General features: G+C 53.6%; 13 protein-coding genes. 6 read left to right on the top strand and 7 right to left on the bottom strand.

The window, feature by feature from the left end; all coding sequences use genetic code 11:
- Positions 1–44 precede the first annotated feature (44 nt).
- Complete coding sequence (locus ACEVG1_RS10415; protein ID WP_374743602.1) at positions 45–2510, top strand: bifunctional UDP-N-acetylmuramoyl-tripeptide:D-alanyl-D-alanine ligase/alanine racemase; 2466 nt, start codon at positions 45–47, stop codon at positions 2508–2510.
- Positions 2511–2618: 108 nt separating this feature from the next.
- Positions 2619–3215: a DUF502 domain-containing protein gene (locus ACEVG1_RS10410; protein WP_374743601.1), complete on the top strand. Its 597-nt coding sequence runs from the start codon at positions 2619–2621 to the stop codon at positions 3213–3215.
- Positions 3216–3245: 30 nt separating this feature from the next.
- Here ACEVG1_RS10410 and ACEVG1_RS10405 read toward each other — a convergent pair whose 3' ends face one another.
- Together ACEVG1_RS10405 and ACEVG1_RS10400 are read right to left on the bottom strand one after the other, a co-directional pair.
- Positions 3246–4091 carry a 3-hydroxybutyryl-CoA dehydrogenase gene (locus ACEVG1_RS10405; RefSeq protein WP_374743600.1) on the bottom strand — a complete coding sequence of 282 codons (846 nt, stop codon included), beginning with the start codon at positions 4089–4091 and terminating at the stop codon, positions 3246–3248.
- Between the two features lie 223 nt (positions 4092–4314).
- A complete protein-coding gene (locus ACEVG1_RS10400; protein ID WP_374743599.1) occupies positions 4315–4824 on the bottom strand; it encodes a hypothetical protein in 510 nt (169 codons plus the stop codon).
- Positions 4825–5025: 201 nt separating this feature from the next.
- Between ACEVG1_RS10400 and ACEVG1_RS10395 the strand changes: the two genes are divergently transcribed.
- From ACEVG1_RS10395 to ACEVG1_RS10385, 3 genes are all read left to right on the top strand, one after another.
- Positions 5026–8022: a TonB-dependent receptor domain-containing protein gene (locus ACEVG1_RS10395; protein ID WP_374743598.1), complete on the top strand. Its 2997-nt coding sequence runs from the start codon at positions 5026–5028 to the stop codon at positions 8020–8022.
- Positions 8023–8097: 75 nt separating this feature from the next.
- Positions 8098–9033, top strand: coding sequence for an ABC transporter ATP-binding protein (locus ACEVG1_RS10390; RefSeq protein ID WP_374743597.1), 936 nt, complete (start codon positions 8098–8100; stop codon positions 9031–9033).
- Positions 9030–10349 (top strand): ABC transporter permease, encoded by a 1320-nt coding sequence (locus ACEVG1_RS10385; RefSeq protein WP_374743596.1) that lies wholly within the window; start codon positions 9030–9032, stop codon positions 10347–10349. Before ACEVG1_RS10390 ends, ACEVG1_RS10385 begins: the two co-directional genes overlap by 4 nt.
- Before the next feature lie 62 nt (positions 10350–10411).
- On the opposite strand, the gene ACEVG1_RS10380 is transcribed toward ACEVG1_RS10385, so the two are convergent.
- The 5 genes from ACEVG1_RS10380 to ACEVG1_RS10360 are packed head-to-tail and all read right to left on the bottom strand — an operon-like array spanning position 10412 to position 16954.
- Positions 10412–12250, bottom strand: a complete 1839-nt coding sequence (locus ACEVG1_RS10380) for a UbiD family decarboxylase (protein WP_374743595.1) — start codon at positions 12248–12250, stop codon at positions 10412–10414.
- Between the two features lie 31 nt (positions 12251–12281).
- Positions 12282–13280, bottom strand: a complete 999-nt coding sequence (locus ACEVG1_RS10375; RefSeq protein WP_374743594.1) for an LLM class flavin-dependent oxidoreductase — start codon at positions 13278–13280, stop codon at positions 12282–12284.
- 43 nt (positions 13281–13323) lie between these two features.
- Positions 13324–14505, bottom strand: coding sequence for a hypothetical protein (locus tag ACEVG1_RS10370; protein ID WP_374743593.1), 1182 nt, complete (start codon positions 14503–14505; stop codon positions 13324–13326).
- Between the two features lie 10 nt (positions 14506–14515).
- Positions 14516–15715, bottom strand: coding sequence for a polysaccharide pyruvyl transferase family protein (locus tag ACEVG1_RS10365; RefSeq protein ID WP_374743592.1), 1200 nt, complete (start codon positions 15713–15715; stop codon positions 14516–14518).
- Between the two features lie 51 nt (positions 15716–15766).
- On the bottom strand, positions 15767–16954 hold the full coding sequence (locus ACEVG1_RS10360; protein ID WP_374743591.1) for a cysteine desulfurase family protein: 1188 nt from the start codon (positions 16952–16954) through the stop codon (positions 15767–15769).
- A gap of 72 nt (positions 16955–17026) precedes the next feature.
- On the opposite strand from ACEVG1_RS10360, the gene ACEVG1_RS10355 reads away from it, so the two are divergent.
- On the top strand, positions 17027–17443 hold the full coding sequence (locus ACEVG1_RS10355) for an OsmC family protein (RefSeq protein WP_374743590.1): 417 nt from the start codon (positions 17027–17029) through the stop codon (positions 17441–17443).
- Positions 17444–17524 lie beyond the last annotated feature (81 nt).

The raw sequence follows: 17524 nt of genomic DNA, 5'->3' as shown, positions 1-17524 counted from the left end.
GCAAAAAATTCCCGCAGTACCCAAAAAATGTTGAAATTCGTGGCATGGCTGTTCACACGCAATCTTATACCATCCGGCAGGTTTCGGACATGATGCAAACGGTGGGTGTTTCGCTGGTCGATGAGACGGCCACCGTCACAACATTGCTATACGATAGCCGGCGGCTGGCCGATGTGGCGCAAGGGCTTTTCTTTGCGTTGGTAGACCGGCGGGATGGGCATCGGTATATCGGTGACGCGTATGATGCCGGTGTCAGGAACTTTGTGGTCATGGATGGGTGGGCCGACCGAGAATTGTTTGCTGAAGCCAATTTCATCGTGGTGGCCGACACGATCCGGGCGCTCCAAGAGCTAGCGGCAAGCCACCGGGCCCGGTTTGCCTACCCAGTGATCGGCATTACGGGCAGCAATGGCAAAACCATCGTGAAAGAATGGCTGATGCAGTTGCTGGCTCCGGATTATCGGATAGCTCGAAGCCCCAAGAGCTACAACTCGCAGATTGGCGTGGCCCTTTCGTTGTGGCAGATGGGTGCCGGCCACGAGCTGGCCATTATTGAAGCGGGGGTGAGCCGGCTGGGAGAGATGGAGGCACTGCACCGGATGATCCAGCCCGATATAGCCGTACTCACTACCATAGGTCCGGCGCACGACGATGGTTTCGCCTCGCGCCAGGAGAAAGTACGCGAAAAGCTCCAGCTGTTCCATGGTGCGCGCCTGGCGGTATATTCGCCTGATGCCATTGCCGATGTACCCGTACCCTCCGATGGTACACACGTTACCTGGGGTAGGCACGGGGCAACGTTGATGGTACTTGGTTTTGAAGCGGCCGATGATGCCCAATGTACAATCCGGGCACATTATCAAGGGGAGGATGTCGCTATCAACATCCCCTTTACCGATGCCGCGGCACGGGCCAATGCACTTTGCTGCTGGGCGGTGCTGTTGGCGATGGGTTACCGGCAAACGGTGATCCGGGAGCGGATGGCACTGCTGCAACCGGTGGAGATGCGCCTCGAAATGAAGAAAGGCATCAACCATTGTACGGTAATAGATGATAGCTATAGCAACGACCTCGCATCGTTGTCTATCGCACTCGATTTCCTGAAGCAACAGCATCGGCATCCCATGCGGACGCTTATCCTTTCTGACTTGCCGGGGGAGTCCGAGCATAAAGGTGATGTTTATAAAAATTTATTTAAGTTGTTGGAAGATAGCGGTATCAATCGTTTGATTACGGTGGGACCCGCCTTGCAAAAACTCGCAGGTACCTACAACGGGATGCCACACGAATCCTTTGCCAACACCGATACGCTGCTAGCGGCGTTGCCTACGTTGGAGTTTCAGCATGAGACCATTCTGTTGAAAGGAGCGCGGCGCTTCGCGTTCGAACGGATCAGTACGGCACTCACGGCCAAGGTACACGATACGGTGCTGGCAATCAATCTGAGCGCTGTGGAACACAACCTGAACCAATACCGGTCGTTGCTTCCTAAGAAGGTCAAATTGATGGCGATGGTGAAAGCGTTCTCTTACGGCAGCGGCGACTTCGAAATCGCGAGCCTGCTGCAGTTTAACCGGGTAGACTACCTCGCCGTAGCGTATGCCGATGAGGGGGTGGAACTACGGAAGGCGGGTATATGGATGCCGATTATGGTGATGAATCCGCGACCGGCGTCTTTCGGCGCCCTGCTGGAGCATCAGCTGGAGCCCGAAATATACAGTTTTGACATCCTGGAAGAGCTGCTGGGTATGCTGGTATCGCGGGGCATCACCGACCACCCCATCCACATCAAGGTAGACACCGGGATGCATCGGTTGGGCTTTTCGGAAGGGGATGCGGCACCGTTGGCACAGCTATTGCAAAATGCCGCAGGGGTGAAGGTGAAATCGGTATTTTCGCACCTGGCCGCGGCCGGCGACGCAAAGCACGACGCGTTCACTGCCGGCCAACTGGCTGCTTTCCATGTATTTGCCGACGAGCTCACGGCCGCACTGGGATATCCGGTGCTCCGCCACATTGCCAATACGGCCGGTATCCAGCGATGGCCGCAGGCACACCTGGATATGGTGCGACTGGGAATCGGTTTATACGGGGTAGGCGATTTGGGTGGAAACCGGTTGCAATTGCAGCAAACGGGCTCATTGAAAACGGTCATTACGCAACTACGGCAGGTGCCGGCAGGCGACAGCGTAGGGTATGGCCGGCGTGGCCGTGTAACGGAAAGCAGCCTTATCGCAACGGTCAACATCGGTTACGCCGACGGCTACGACCGGCGGTTTGGCAACGGGGTGGGGTATATGGTGGTGAATGGAGCCAAAGCCCCGACGGTGGGAGATATATGCATGGATATGACCATGCTGGACCTAACCGGTATCCATGCCCAAGTAGGCGACGAGGTGGTGGTGTTCGACGATATGGAGGAACAAGCAGCAGCAATCGGCACCATCCCTTATGAATTGCTCACCGGCATATCGCAGCGCGTCAAACGGATTTATTATTATGAGATGTGAGATTTGAGATACTAGACAAACGACTAACACATGAAACCATCATGATTTTTCAGAATACTGTTGAAAAATCCGATAGCTTCATCACCGAAAAAAAGCAAATTTAGAGAGATGAAAAATAGAACGGTACGCTTATTTTTTAATTACCTCATTAAGGGCACCCTGGTGGTGCTGCCGCTTGCTGGCGCATTGTTTCTGATCGTATGGATCGTAGCAAGCATCGACTCGGCGCTCAACCTAAGCAGCTGGTTTTGGGAAGACGAGTCCGGAAGGCCGCTGTACGTCCCCGGACTGGGGATACTGACGGTCATCATCGGGCTGGTGATTGTAGGGATGATATTCACCAATGTGGTCACTGCACCGATATACAATTGGTTCAACGACCTAATCAATCGGATTCCGCTGTTCAATACACTGTATTCTTCCATCAAGGATTTTACAGAGGCATTTGTGGGCGACGCGAAAAAATTCAACGAGCCTGTCTTGGTGGAAGTGAACGAAACAGGATTGAAAAAGGTAGGTTTTCTTACCCAACGTGATTTAAGTAAAATTGGGTTGGAAGATGAAGTGGTTGTTTATTTTCCTTATTCTTATTCATTTGCCGGACAAGTGGTTGTTGTTAAGTCAGCGCGAGTGAAACCCCTTGCCATGAGTGCAACAGACGCCATGAAATTGGTGGTGTCCGGTGGCGTGAGTGGATTGGAGTAATGTGGCTGCTGGTTCCATACGTATATCAGTTCAATACGTATAAAAGCCCTGCCCCGATTTCCGTCCTAATTTGCCGGCCGTAACCATATTGACCAGCAAAGGACACGGTGCATATTTCGGATTCCCAAAACCTTCGTACAGCACCCGCAGTATGGCCAGGCATACGTCCAAGCCAATGAAGTCGGCCAATTGCAACGGCCCCATCGGATGTGCCATGCCTAGTTTCATTACGTTGTCTATCGCTTCCACGTCGGCAACTCCCTCGTAAACCGAGTAGACCGCTTCGTTGATCATGGGCATCAGGATGCGGTTAGCCACAAATCCGGGGTAATCGTTTACCTCTACGGGAATTTTATCCAATTGTATGGCAAGTGCTGTTATTTCAGCTGTTGTGTCAGTTGATGTGGAATGCCCTTTGACTACCTCCACCAATTTCATTACGGGCACGGGGTTCATGAAATGCATACCAATCACTTTTTCCGGGCGTTGCGTAGCAGCTGCTATTTTGGTGATCGAGATGGATGAGGTATTGCTCGCAAGGATGGTGTGCGCGGCACATTGCTTGTCAAGCTGTTCGAATAAAGAACGTTTCACCTGCTCGTTTTCCGTAGCCGCTTCCACCACCAGGTCGGCGTTTCGCACCCCCGCCGCCAGGTCGGTATACGTAGTGATACGGTTGAGGATAAGTTGCTTGTCGGTCTCCGTGAGGGTTTCTTTTTTGATCTGGCGGTCCAGGTTGCTCGCTATGGTCGCTCGTGCACTCGCTAGCGCAGCGGCGTTGATGTCGACCAAAGCGACTTCAAACCCATGTTGTGCAAAGGTGTGGGCAATGCCATTGCCCATGGTGCCCGATCCGATGACGCTGATCCGTTGCATAGTGACTCAATTGGTTCCGGACAAACTTAGATAAACTTGACTATAGAAGCAAGTTTATTCGCCTCGTCCCGCTTTCATTGGTGCTCATGAGCGCTTACGCGGTTATCGATCTCTCCTCTGCCATTGAGAACTATTTTACAGAGGAAACATAGCAAAAAAAACGCCCATCCGCCAAAAGGCGGAATGGGCGCTCATCATCAAACTTAACCAAAAATATGAACTTCTACTTCGTTTCTTCGGGCACCGTTGTCCGGGCGCTGTCTGTTTTCTTGTGGGATTTGTGGAAGCCGTGCTTGCTCTTTCCCGAGCGCCCCCCCTTGTACTTGCCATCTTTGTGCGTTTCACGCATCGACTTCATTTTCGCGGCGCGCTCCGCCTGTTGTTGCTTGAGCAACGCTTGTTGTTCGCTGGTGAGGATTTCGTTCAAGCGCTCTTGCGAGGCTTTCATCTCCGCACGCTGTTCGTCCATCTTGGCGGCCTTTGCTTTCTGCATTTCTGCCAAGCGTGCTGCGCGCTCCTCGTGGGTGGCTTGCATCTTTTTGGCATTTTCCAAGCTCAATGCATAAACCGCTTGCTGTTGGTTTTCGGTCAGGCTCAGCTGTTCTGTCAACCGGTCGGTGCGCATCTGCGCGATTTCCTCGGCACTTTTTGATACCCGTGGTGCCCGTTCCTGTGCTACCGCCGAAAAGGCTATGCCTGAAATCAAAAGCGTAATGAATGCTGCATTTCTCATATTGTCCTCCCTTTATTAATAGTTGTCACCTTTATTTTTCCGGTTGCCTTGTATGACCGGTTTCTATTGATGAGAGTGTTCCCGTACCCAAAAGTTTAATCAAGCAAAGTGTTAAAAAATGTTAATTGCCTAAATGGCACATTGTGAAATATTTTGTATCATTGTAGTAACCCAATTGTAACTAAGAACGCTATGGCACACATGATGACCCTTAGGCGCTTTGGATGGTACGTCTCACTATTCGCGCTCCAGTTGTTTTTCTTACCTGCTTTTGCACAGACCACCCTCTCAGGAGCGGTTGCCGACGCCACGGGCCGGCCATTGGTTGGGGTAAGTATCCAGGTGAAAGGAAAGGTCGTCGGTACAACGACGAACGATGCCGGTCAGTTTACCCTGCGGGTAAACGACCAATTGCCGCTCACATTGCAGGTATCATCCATCGGTTACGCACCACAGGAGGTAACGGTAACCGAATCGGCGGCGATATCCATTGCCCTGCAGGAGCAAACCATCATGGCCTCGGAGGTCGTAGTATCGGCCTCACGGATAGAGGAAAGCGTGATGCAATCGCCGGTTTCCATCGAAAAGCTGAATGTATTGGGTATCAGGGAAAGCCCGCAGCCCAGTTTCTATGACGCGCTGCAGAACCTGAAGGGCGTTGAGATGAGCACCCAATCGCTGACCTTCCGGTCGGTCAATACGCGGGGATTCGGTTCCAATGGCAATACGCGGCTGGTGCAGCTCATGGACGGCATGGACAACCAGGCCCCGGGCCTCAATTTCGCGGTGGGGAATGTGGTAGGTATGTCTGAGTTGGATGTGGAAAGCGTGGAGCTCCTGCCGGGCGCGGCATCGGCGTTATATGGCCCCAATGCCATTAACGGGCTGTTGTTGATGAATAGCAAATCACCCTTTACCTACCAGGGGTTGAGTGCCTATGTGAAAACGGGATTGATGAGTGCCTCCAACCGTACGCAAGCAAATACGGCATTTTACGATGTAGCCGTGCGTTTCGCGAAGGCGTTCAATGATAAGTTCGCTTTCAAGGCCAATATCGCCTACCTCAAGGCCGATGATTGGCAGGCAACGGACTACCGCGACCAAAGTTTCACCAATAATACCAACCTCGAAAACAACACGGGCAATACTCAGGGCAACGCCACGTATGACGGCGTTAACTGGTATGGCGATGTAGGTGCGAACCTGTATGATATACTGTATGCCAATGGCATGCCGGGCGATGGTTCCAACGGGTCGTCTGCGGCACTGGGCGCGATATACAGTACGCAGATCCCCCAAATTGGCAACGCCACGCTGCCGCAGTTCATCGCGGGGGGCGACCCCTTGCAGCAGGTTGCCGTAGCGCGCGACATCTTCCAGAACATGGTGCCCCAGTATTACCAGGCTGCGCCGGGTTATTCCGAACAGCAATTGACCGACTACCCGACCAAAAGTTTGAAGCTCAATGCTTCCCTGCATTATCGGGTCAACGATCAAGTCGAGGCGATATTGCAAGCCAATTGGGGTAAGGGCTCTACCGTATATACTGCCGCCGATCGCTACAATATCCAGAATTTCACCATGGGCCAATATAAGGCCGAGTTGCGCGGCGACAATTTTTTCGTACGGGGATACACGACGAGGGAAAATTCGGGCGACGCCCATGCGCTCGGTGTGCTGGGTAGCCTCATGAGCCAACGGTACCTGCAAACGGCTATTGGTGCGGGTGCACCCACATTCGTGGGAAATGCTTACACCCAATATGCAGGTGCCTTTTTGATGGCCTACCAGCAGGCCACGCAGGGTGGGGCCGACCATGGCACGGCGGTGGGTATCGCCCAGAATGCTGCCAACGCCTATGCGGGCGCCAATCGGGGCGGGTGGATGGACGATGCCATGGCACCGGCACTGCAAACGGCCAATGCCCTATTCCTGCCCAGCGGGGAGGAATTTGAGGCAACCATGGCCGATATCAAAACGCGGGCCATTCCCGCCGGAGCCAATTTCCTGGACCGTTCCAATATGTACCACGCCGAAGGCATGTTCAATTTCAAGCAGCAAATCGATCCGGCCATCGTGGAACTGATTGCGGGTGCAAACTACCGGGTGTACGACCTCAATTCGGAAGGGACACTCTTTGCCCGCGATGATAACGACGAGGAGTTCAACATCCGCGAGTGGGGGGCATATGTGCAGGCCGGCCGGAATTTCAACGATGTTTTCAAACTGACAGCCTCCTTGCGCTATGATAAGAACGAGAACTTCAAAGGGCAGTTTAGCCCCCGTATATCGGGGGTGCTTACCGTTGCGGACAACCACAATTTCAGGGCCTCATTCCAACGGGGTTTCCGTATACCGACTACGCAAAACCAGTACATCGACCTGTTGACACCGCAAGCACGGCTCGTTGGCGGCCTGCCACTGTTCCGCGACCGGTACAACATGGTCACCAACCCGGTGTATGCACTCTCGGACGTGCAAAGTGGCAACATCACCCCGTACCAATTCAAGGATTGGGAGCCGGAGAAGGTGGAAACTTACGAGTTGGGCTATAAGAGTGTGATCGATAACCGGTTCTTTATCGACCTTTTCTATTACTACAACCGATTCCTTACGTTCGAAGGGATTGCGGTGTTGGTGCAATTGAAAGACCCGAACGGATCCCTTGCCGATTTGGGCGACCCGACACGGCGTAACGTATACAGTATGCCGGTGAATGCACCGCAGGTGCTTAAGAACTCGGGCTGGGGCATCGGGTTGGATTACGTGATCGGAAGGGGTTATACGCTCACCGGAAATGTAACGCAGAACGTATTGCTCAACGACGATGAGTTGCAGGAGCAAGACCCTGCCTTTATCACGTTTTTCAACTCGCCGAAATATCGGTTCAACGTCGGGTTTTCCAATCGCGACATCAACCGGTCGGGCTGGGGCTTTGGCCTCACATTCCGCCACCAAAGCGAGTTCCTGTGGAATGGCTCAATTGGTACGCCGGCCGTCAATATCGGCAGGCATTCCATGATCCCTGCTTACTCCACTTTCGACGCGCAGGTAAGCAAGAAGGTTCCTGCCATCAAATCCATTGTGAAATTGGGCGGCACCAATATCGGCAATAGACTATATACCACCAGTTGGGGCAATCCGTCGGTTGGCGGTATGTACTATGTTTCGCTGCTGTTTGATGAGTTGTTGAATTGATAGCCAAAATCCGTGCCGGGGCTGTAACAATCCCAGCGTACGTGCGTCATACGTGCAAAACCACGACAACACACGATGCTGGAGATCAAAAATATTGTCAAACAATATGCTAACCACCGCGCACTGGACGATGTGTCCACGCGCGTAGAGCAGGGGAGTATATTCGGCCTTTTGGGCCCAAATGGCGCCGGGAAAACGTCGCTCATCCGTATCATTAACCAAATCACGGCCCCCGACGGGGGGGCGGTTTACTTTGATGGCGAGCGGCTTAACCCCAATCACATCAGCCGGATCGGTTACCTGCCCGAAGAGCGGGGCCTTTACAAAAAAATGGAGATCGGGGAGCAGATGCTTTACCTCGCCCAACTGAAAGGACTCTCGAAGAGCGACGCTACCGATCGCATAAAGCACTGGTTCGAGAAAATGGAGATGCAGAGTTGGTGGCACAAAAAAGTGGAAGACCTCAGCAAAGGCATGCAGCAAAAGGTGCAATTCGTAGCCACGGTGGTGCACCAGCCCGATCTGATTATCCTTGACGAACCGTTTACGGGATTTGACCCGGTGAATGTGAACATTATCAAAGAGGAAATCCTCGCCCTGAACCGCAATGGAGCAACCATCATTTTCTCTACCCACCGGATGGAATCGGTCGAAGAATTATGCGATAGCATTGTACTCATCAACAAATCGAAAAAAATTCTGGATGGCAAGGTAAAGGAAATCAGGAATACCTATCGCACAAATACCTACCGGGTAGAATACCTGCATCAGGAAGAGACGCTTTCCGATGTTGAAGGCCTGTTTACGATCGTGGGCCAGGAAACGACGGCCGACCATACCACGCTCACCCTGCAGATTGCCGACGGTAAAACCATCAATGATGTACTGGTGCATTTGATCCCATTGGTACACATCCATGAGCTCAAGGAGGTAGTCCCAAGTATCCATGATATTTTTGTGCAGCAAGTCACGGCCAAAACCAAAACAACCATAAACGAAACCCTATCATGAATAAGATATTACTGATCATCAAACGCGAGTACCTCAGCCGGGTAAAGAAGAAGTCTTTTTTGTTGGTGACTTTCCTCGTGCCGCTGTTTCTCATCGGGATCTATGCCCTTACCATATATCTTACCGCCAAGAGCTTCGAGAATAACGAGGCGACGGTCTACATGATCGACCAAAGCGGCCTTTTTGCAGGGAAGGTTGAAAATACGAAGAGCACTACGTTTTTGGAAAAGGAGGGCGATATCGCTGCCGAAAAGGAACGTATACTCACCGAAGAGGGCAAAACATTCCTCCTGGTTATCCCACCGGACGTGGCAACGTCGTCACGGGTGGAGCTTTTCTCAAAAGAGACGGCCAGCTTTGGTGTGCAGGGCGATGTGACCGATCAGTTGGAAGAGGTACTTCGCGACAAGGCGTATGCCGAAGCCGGGATCGACCGGGCCACCGTTGAAAGTATTAGTCCGCATGTGAGCCTTTCTGCGAAGGAAATCACGGATGAGGGCGAGAAAGACAGCAGTGCCGGTGCAGCCATGGGAATTGCCATGGCGCTATCTATCTTGGTTTATATTTGCCTTTTCCTCTACGGCGCCCAAGTGATGCGGGGCATCATTGAAGAAAAGAGTAGCCGTATTGTAGAAGTGGTGATCTCATCGGTGAAACCTTTCCAATTGATGATGGGAAAAATCATTGGTATCGGGTTGGTGGGGCTTACCCAGTTTATCCTGTGGATCGTGCTCTCAACGGCATTGATGAGCATTGCGGGAACAGGGATGATGGGTGGCAGCGGAATGGAAGCACAGGTGGAACAACTACAGGAGGGCGGCGTTGCTGTCTCGGCGTCCGGATCCGAAACGGGCATGGTAGGCAAGGTAACGCAGGAGTTGGCCAAAGTCGATTTCCAGACCATCATCACCACCTTTTTACTTTATTTTTTTGGTGGCTACCTGCTTTACAGTGCGTTGTTTGCCGCTGTGGGTTCGGCTGTGGATAGTGAAACGGAAACGCAGCAATTTATGCTTCCCATTACCATACCGCTGCTGTTTACCTATATCCTGTCGTTCGGCGTACTGGTAAATGACCCCCACGGCCCATTGGCCTTTTGGTTGAGCATGATACCTTTCACTTCGCCCATAGCCATGCTGGTCCGTGTGCCGTTTGGCGTGCCCATATGGGAAATCGCGTTGTCTTTTGCGCTGCTGGTGGGCGGCTTTATCCTTACCACCTGGGTGGCGGGCCGTATCTACCGGGTGGGTATTTTGATGTATGGCAAGAAAGCCAGTTACAAGGAACTGGTCAAGTGGTTCCGTTACAAAGGCTGATTTTTTGATTTAATGTGTTAATATGATTGAAAGTCCATCTCGTTTAAAGCGAGATGGCTTTTTTATATAATACCGTGCAGCGGCCCGCCTTGCGCCCCCAATGCCTCCACGCGCTTTTCCGTTTCGGCGTCTTTGATGAGCTCGGGAGCGTGGTGCGGCTTTTTGCGTGCGTCGATGATCAACGGCCCGCGGCACCGCCAGTGTTTATGCCGGGTAAAACTGCCCACGCCGTGGATGTCATGCGATGGATTGCTTCGCGTAAAGGAGACCCACACGAAATTATCGGGGTTGGCGGCGGTGAACGCCGCATCATCGCACAGCACGAGGAGTTGTATGCCGGCGAAATCGGCATCGTGGACCTCGCGGCACCAGGTTTCGATCCGGCTGCTTTCCGTCGCTTCGTCGGTATATGCAGGCGCCTCTACGGCCACCACACCCGGCAACGCTAGTTTGCAAACCTGGAAAGGCTGTGGCAAAGTAAAACCACCGGGCAATTCGGTGGCCAACTCACGTTTTTTACTACCCACTGCCGCAAAGACAACCTTGGAGCCGGCATTTAGGCCATCGCCAGAATAATCTAGTGTATCAATGGTTGTCTGCGTGTGGAAGTGGAGGTCGCGCTCCAAATCAATCCGTTCGAAAACATGGGTTAAGAACGCCGTGACATCGTGGATGTCCAGTTGCGGGTTATCCTGGTATGCCGAGATAAACAGGTATTTGGCCAGACTCAGCTGGTTCTTGCCCAGTATCTGGTTGGCGATGGTGAGAATTTCCTGTGGGCGTTGCGTTTCCACGTAGGGCGTGTAGCGCTCGCTGCCGATGGCAAACAGCAGGGGGTGTACACCCGCCGCATCCACGGCATGGACGGCGTGGAGGCCGTTTATTTCCTGCGGAATGGCCGACCCCGTGATTTCGTGTATCAGTGCACCGAAACTCGTATCCTCCTGCGGCGGCCGCCCCACCACGGTGAATGACCAGATGGGGTCTTTGCGATGGTACACGTTGTGCACGCGCATCAACGGAAAAGGGTGCACCAAGCTATAGTAGCCCAGGTGGTCGCCGAAGGGGCCCTCCGGTTTGTTTTCCTGCGGATAGACCGTTCCGGTGATCACGAAATCGGCATCGGCAGAGATACAGAATCCCTCCGCATCATAAAAGTACCGGAAGCGCCGGTTACCCAGTGCGCCTGCAAAGGTCAGCTCGGATAGCCCCTCCGGCAGCGGCATCACGGCTGCCAAGGCATGGGCAGGCGGACCTCCTACGAAGATGCTTACTTTCAGCGGTTGGCCTAGTTCGTTGGCTTTCGTTTGGTGTATGCCGATGCCACGGTGCAGCTGGTAATGGAGCCCTATCTCGGTATCCGGTGTATAGTCGTTGCCTCCCAGTTGGATGCGGTACATGCCCAGGTTGGCATGCATGGCACCCGGTTTGGTCACGTCTTCGGTATACACTTGCGGCATGGTAACGAAGGGGCCGCCATCCATCGGCCAATTGACAATTTGAGGTAACTGGCTGATGCGTGTGGTGCTGTGTAAAATAGGGGCGTTCCTTTGCGTTTTCCAGGGAAGGGCAGACCATGCTGTCGTAGCGACGTTCGCATAGCGGAATGGGTTTTTCAGCGCCTGCATAGGGTCCGACTTGACGTCTACCAACACCTTGATTTTATCCAGCGTATCCCTGAACATGAACCGTGAGCGATCCAACGTGCCAAATAGATTGGATACCGCCGGGAAGGGACTTCCTTTGACGTTTTCAAACAGCACGGCGGGGCCCTGTGCATCGTATACACGCATGTGGATGGCCGCCATTTCCAGGTATGGGTCTACCTCCTGTTTGATACGGATGAGGTGTCCGTGGTGCTCCAAATCATTGATGCATTCGGCGAGGCTGCAATATCCCATGGTTTTCGTTATTGTTTGGTGCAAAGATAAGCTAATTCCCCCTAACGACCTCGTTTAGGATGCGGTATGACTTCAGCCGCGCGCCCTGATCATAGATATTTCCCGTGGTCATCAGTTCGTCGGCGCCGGTCTCCTCAAGGAAGGTGGTAAGCTGCTGTGACAGGCTCTCTGGCCCGCCGATGAAGGTGCATGCCGTCATTTGTTTTACCGCGGCCTCCACTTCTGGCGACCAGTAAGGGTCCATGGACGGTACGGGCGGTTGCAGGGGCCGGCGGGTGTTCGTAACGATACCGAGGAACATACGGTACATGCTGGTGGCTAATACGTGGGCTTCGTCGTCGGTATCGGCAGCGATCACATTGATACAGGCCAGTACATAAGGCTTATCCAGTTGGGCCGAAGGCTTGAAATGTTGCCGGTAGATGGCGATCGCGCGGTGCAGCTGGGCCGGCGCAAAATGGGAAGCAAATGCATACGGCAATCCCAGTTCTGCGGCCAGATAGGCGCTGTCTGTACTCGATCCCAGTATCCAGATGGGGATGTCTAGGCCTTCAGCCGGGAATGCCCGTACGCGGCCATCGATGTTGTCGTCGCTGAAATACAGCTGGAGTTCACGGATATCGGAAGGGAAGTGGTAGGCTGTGCCGAGGTTGTTACGCCGTAGCGCGGCGGCAGTCAATTGGTCGGTACCAGGTGCGCGGCCCAATCCGAGATCGATACGGCCCGGATAGAGCGATTCGAGTGTGCCAAACTGCTCGGCAATGGCCAATGGCGCGTGGTTGGGCAGCATGATGCCGCCCGAGCCCACACGGATACTGCTTGTTTTTCCGGCCACATGGCCAATCAGCACCGACGTGGCCGAGCTGGCAATGTTTTCCATGTTGTGGTGCTCGGCGAGCCAGAGGCGGGCATAGCCGAGTTGTTCCGTGTATCGGGCCGCTTCGACCGTGCGGGCAATGGCTGAAGTGGCATCGCCACCTTCGATGATAACCGAAAGGTCGAGTGCAGAGAGCTTGACTTGTTTGTGCATGGTTACAAAGTACCGCAATAACGGTATCACGGGCAAACCCTACTCAGCATTTTGATGCAAAGATGACCAACAGCTCATCGTTGGGGCCCGTACAGAAGAATAACTGGCGGCTCCCGTCTTCGCTGATGCGGTGGCGCTTGCGGAGGGTTTCTGCTTTGAGCGGAAAATTCCGTGTGCTCACGTTTCCCTGCCACCGGACTTTCGATTTCTTAAAATCACCGTAGCTCATCACGTCCGTTATCCGGAAAATTTTCCCCATGAAATCATCGTCCGGTTCGTTTGCGGTATAGAGGTGGGTGTGGCGGTGGAGTTTGTGCAATCCGTAGCGCGTGCTTATCAATTTGAAGGCGCCCGATTTGAGCAGGGCGGCATCGGGCTCATGGAGGTATCCGGCGGGCGCGCCGAATGTGGGGGTTGCCGTTTGCTCTTCAGCAGGCATGAACGCAAACCACGCGACCGTATCCGCTGTCAACGCGGTGGCCACGAGCTGCGGTTCGCCGCTATGTGCGCGGTCCATGACAAACAGGAGTTCCTTGCATTCATTGCCGGTACTGATGATATGCACCGCGCTTACATGTTCCAGGACCTGCAGGGCGGCCGTGATATCCAGCAAGGGCGCGGATTTAACAATCAGTTGCGGTACTTTTCGGAGTAGTTCGTGCTGGTTGGCAACCACATCGGGCACGCAGTCTTCCAGCCGGAACACCTTGCGCTGCGCCACACGGCGCGACGGATCGATGTAAGCCACATCAAACGTATCTTCCGGCACGTTTTGCACGTGCCGGAGCCCATCCGTGGCCATGAACGTGCCATTCGTCACCCCCAGTACGGATGCGTTGTGACCAGCGATTTCGGAAAGGCCGGCATTGGTTTCGCAATGGGTAACTGCCGCTGCCCGTTGCGCGAAGAAGAGGCTATCGACGCCGAAGCCGCCGGTGAGGTCAATAACCCGCGATCCCTTGGGTACGATGCCGGCTTTGTGGGTTGCCGTAACCTGCGAGGATGCTTGCTCGATGGACAGCTTTTCGGGATAGTAGATGCCCGGCGTGTCATACCATATCGGCAACTTTTTACGGCAACGCTGGCGGCTATCCAGTTGCTGCGCCAGTTCGGCTGGTGAGACCGTCGGAAACGGACTTTTCTGCAAGGCCACCGTTGCCGGGTCGCTTTGCTCGTGCTCCCTTAAATAGCGCTGTACTTCAGGTGTTAGGATGTGTCTATTCACGCCGTGCTTGTTAAGAAAAAACCAATTGTTGGATATATGAAAACGAAGCCTGAGCGGCTTCTATCTGTCGGTTACGTGAGCGTTCCAGTGCCGTGCGGTCGGCGGCCAGCGCCCGGTCGACCCCTTCATGTATTTCCCTTAAAGGTACGGTGCGGTTTATTCCATCCACGCCCCAGGTGGTGAGGTAACTATGTAGCTTTGGTACCGCGATACCCACATAAGGCACGGCATAGCTCATGGCCGTAATAGCCCCATGCAGGCTGGTGCCCGCGTAAACACCGGCGTTGGCGATAAGGTACATGATATCCCAGATGGTCACTTCATCAAATAAGGTATTGGGATGTGCCAGTAAAGGGGCAATGCGTTGCAGGGCGAGGTGGTCGTCATGGTTCAGCGCTTTACCGATGGGGCAGAGGCACAGGTGGAGGCCTGTTTGGGTAGCAATGGCATCCAGTTGCCGGGCGATGAGCTGTTCGTTTGCTTTGGCGTGGTTGTTCTTCACCTGGAAGAACAGGTAACGGTGCCGGTTTTGGGCAACGTATTCGGCTACCTGTTGAGATACCCGCTCGGCAAGCTGCGCCGTAGGATAAAAGTTGGACATGAGGATGGCCGAATCGGGGTACAAGTGCGTGTCGACACCCTGCTCGGCGAGGTTACGTTGCGTGGCTTGGTCGCGCACGGCAAAATAGTCGACCCCGCGCAGCTTGTCGCGGAGCGAACCAAATCGGTCGAAGGTGGCCGGATCGATTTCCGAACCTCCCAGTGAGTTGAAAATTACCCGGTCAACGCCAGCGAAGTCCGACGCGGTGAAGACAAAGGGCAGTTCGGTCTGTCCGTGTAGTTTCCGTTTGGCGAATGCATTGAGGTCAACGATCTTGTTCAGGTGGTGATGGAAGCGATGTGTGCGCTTAAACATGCTGCTCAATGCCAATAGCAGGGAGCTCCATGTAACCGCCACCGCCTCGCCGCCAGCGACGATGACGCTGGTATGCCCCGTGCTTTCCCGGCAGGCCCGGTAGAATGCCTGTATATCGTCGGTGGGTTTGCCCCCCAACGCATTGAGGTCGCTTTCGATGATACCGAAGTAACGGACATCGAAAGCGTGTCCGTATGTAGCCAGTTGCGCTTCAATGACGAGCGGAAACAGGAGGTCGCCGTAGTTGAAGCGATCGAAAGCACCGATGATTAAGATGTGGTTGTCAGTAGCCAATACGTAAAAAATAAAAATAGCTTCAACAAGATTCGTACCTAAATACGAGCGTTATTCCACCAGCCCGGCCTCGTGCAGTTGCCAGATGGGCGAGGAAGCCCGTAACTGGTTCACCACCGTGGTGAGCTTCCCGATGGCGGCGTTTACTTCCGCTTCGGTATTGAACCGGCCTAGGCTGAACCGCAACGACGCATGGGCGTCGGGTGCTGAAAGCCCCATGGCCATCAATACGTGGGATGGATCGCGTGTGCCACTCACGCACGCCGAGCCGGAAGCCAGGGCAATATCCGGCACGCTGAACATGATTTGATCAGCCCGGAGGTGCCTGAACGTAATATTGCTCACGTGCGGTAGCCGCGGTGCGCCTTGTCCGTTTATCGCGGTAGCCGGTAGTTTGCGCAGTGCCGTTTCCAATGTGTCGCGTAGTGCGGTAAGGCGCGGTGCCTCTTCGGTAAGTTGCTGCCGGGCTATTTCGGCCGCTTTCCCCAATCCCACGATACCGGGTACATTCAGTGTGCCAGCACGGAGTTTGTTTTCCTGCCCGCCACCGTGCAATAATGCCCCGGTCTGTATACGTTTGCTACGGCGGCGGATATATAGCGCACCGATACCCTTCGGACCGTAGAGCTTATGGGCGCTCAGGCAGAGCAAGTCGGGCCCTGTGCCGCTGACGTCGACCCCCACTTTTCCAATCGCCTGGGTGGCATCGCAGAAAAATAAGGTTTGGTGTTTATCGGAAAGTTCGGCGATACGGGCTATGGGATGGATTATGCCGGTTTCATTGTTGGCATACATGAGTGCCAACAAAATCGTATCCGGACGGATGGCCGAATCCAATGCGTCTAAATCGATGCGGCCGTCGCTGTCGGTGGGCAGATAGGTAACCTCGGCACCTTTTTTTTCAAGATAGGCGAGGGTGTCCAATACCGCTTTGTGTTCGGTGCGGCAGCTGATGATGTGTTTGCCTTTGCGGTGGTAGTGTTCGAAGACACCTTTGATGGCCATGTTGATGGCTTCCGTGGCGCCCGAGGTAAACGTGATTTCCCTAGCCGATGCACCGACAAGCGCAGCAACCTGTTCGCGCGCGCCGTCTACCGCTGCCGCCGCCAAGCGGCCCGCACGGTGCGTGAGGCTTGACGCATTAGCAAAATGGGTGGTAAAATACGGCATCATCGCGTTCAGTACGTTGGGGTCCAACGGCGTGGTTGCATTGTTGTCGAAATAGATCAACCTGTCCATCTTGCGAATTTATAAACAATTCATGGCATTGGGTGTTTTCTGAATAACTTATAACGTATAAACACGATAACGATGAAATTTACCAGAAAGGCAAGTGCCCATTGGAAGGGTACCGGAAAAGATGGCAGTGGTACCGTCAGCACGCAAAGCACCGTATTGGACAAAACCGCTTATTCCTACAAGACGCGGTTCGAAGACGGGGTAGGGACGAACCCTGAAGAGTTGATCGGAGCAGCGCATGCGGGGTGTTTTACCATGCAACTCAGTTTTTTACTCAGTGAGAAAGGGTACACGCCCGGTCACCTCCACACGGAGGCTAAAGTGACGTTTGAAGATGGAAGCATCACATCCATACAGCTGGATTTGAAAGGAACGGTTGAGGGGATTTCCGAATCGGAATTTGGTGAGATTGCCGAAAAGGCGAAGGCCATCTGCCCCATTTCAAAATTGTTAAATACGACGATTGAGTTGACGGCTATACTGATGTGAGCACGTATCCGCCCGACCAACTACAGGTTTGATTCCTGAAGATTATTTTTATAGTTCTGTGGGTATAGGTCTTTCAGGTTT

Origin of the sequence: Parapedobacter sp. 2B3 (assembly GCF_041925275.1) — a bacterium.
GTDB classification, from domain to species: Bacteria; Bacteroidota; Bacteroidia; order Sphingobacteriales; family Sphingobacteriaceae; genus Parapedobacter; species Parapedobacter pyrenivorans_A.
Note: the sequence above shows the minus strand (reverse complement) of the source record. Positions and strands in the feature narration are given on the sequence as shown.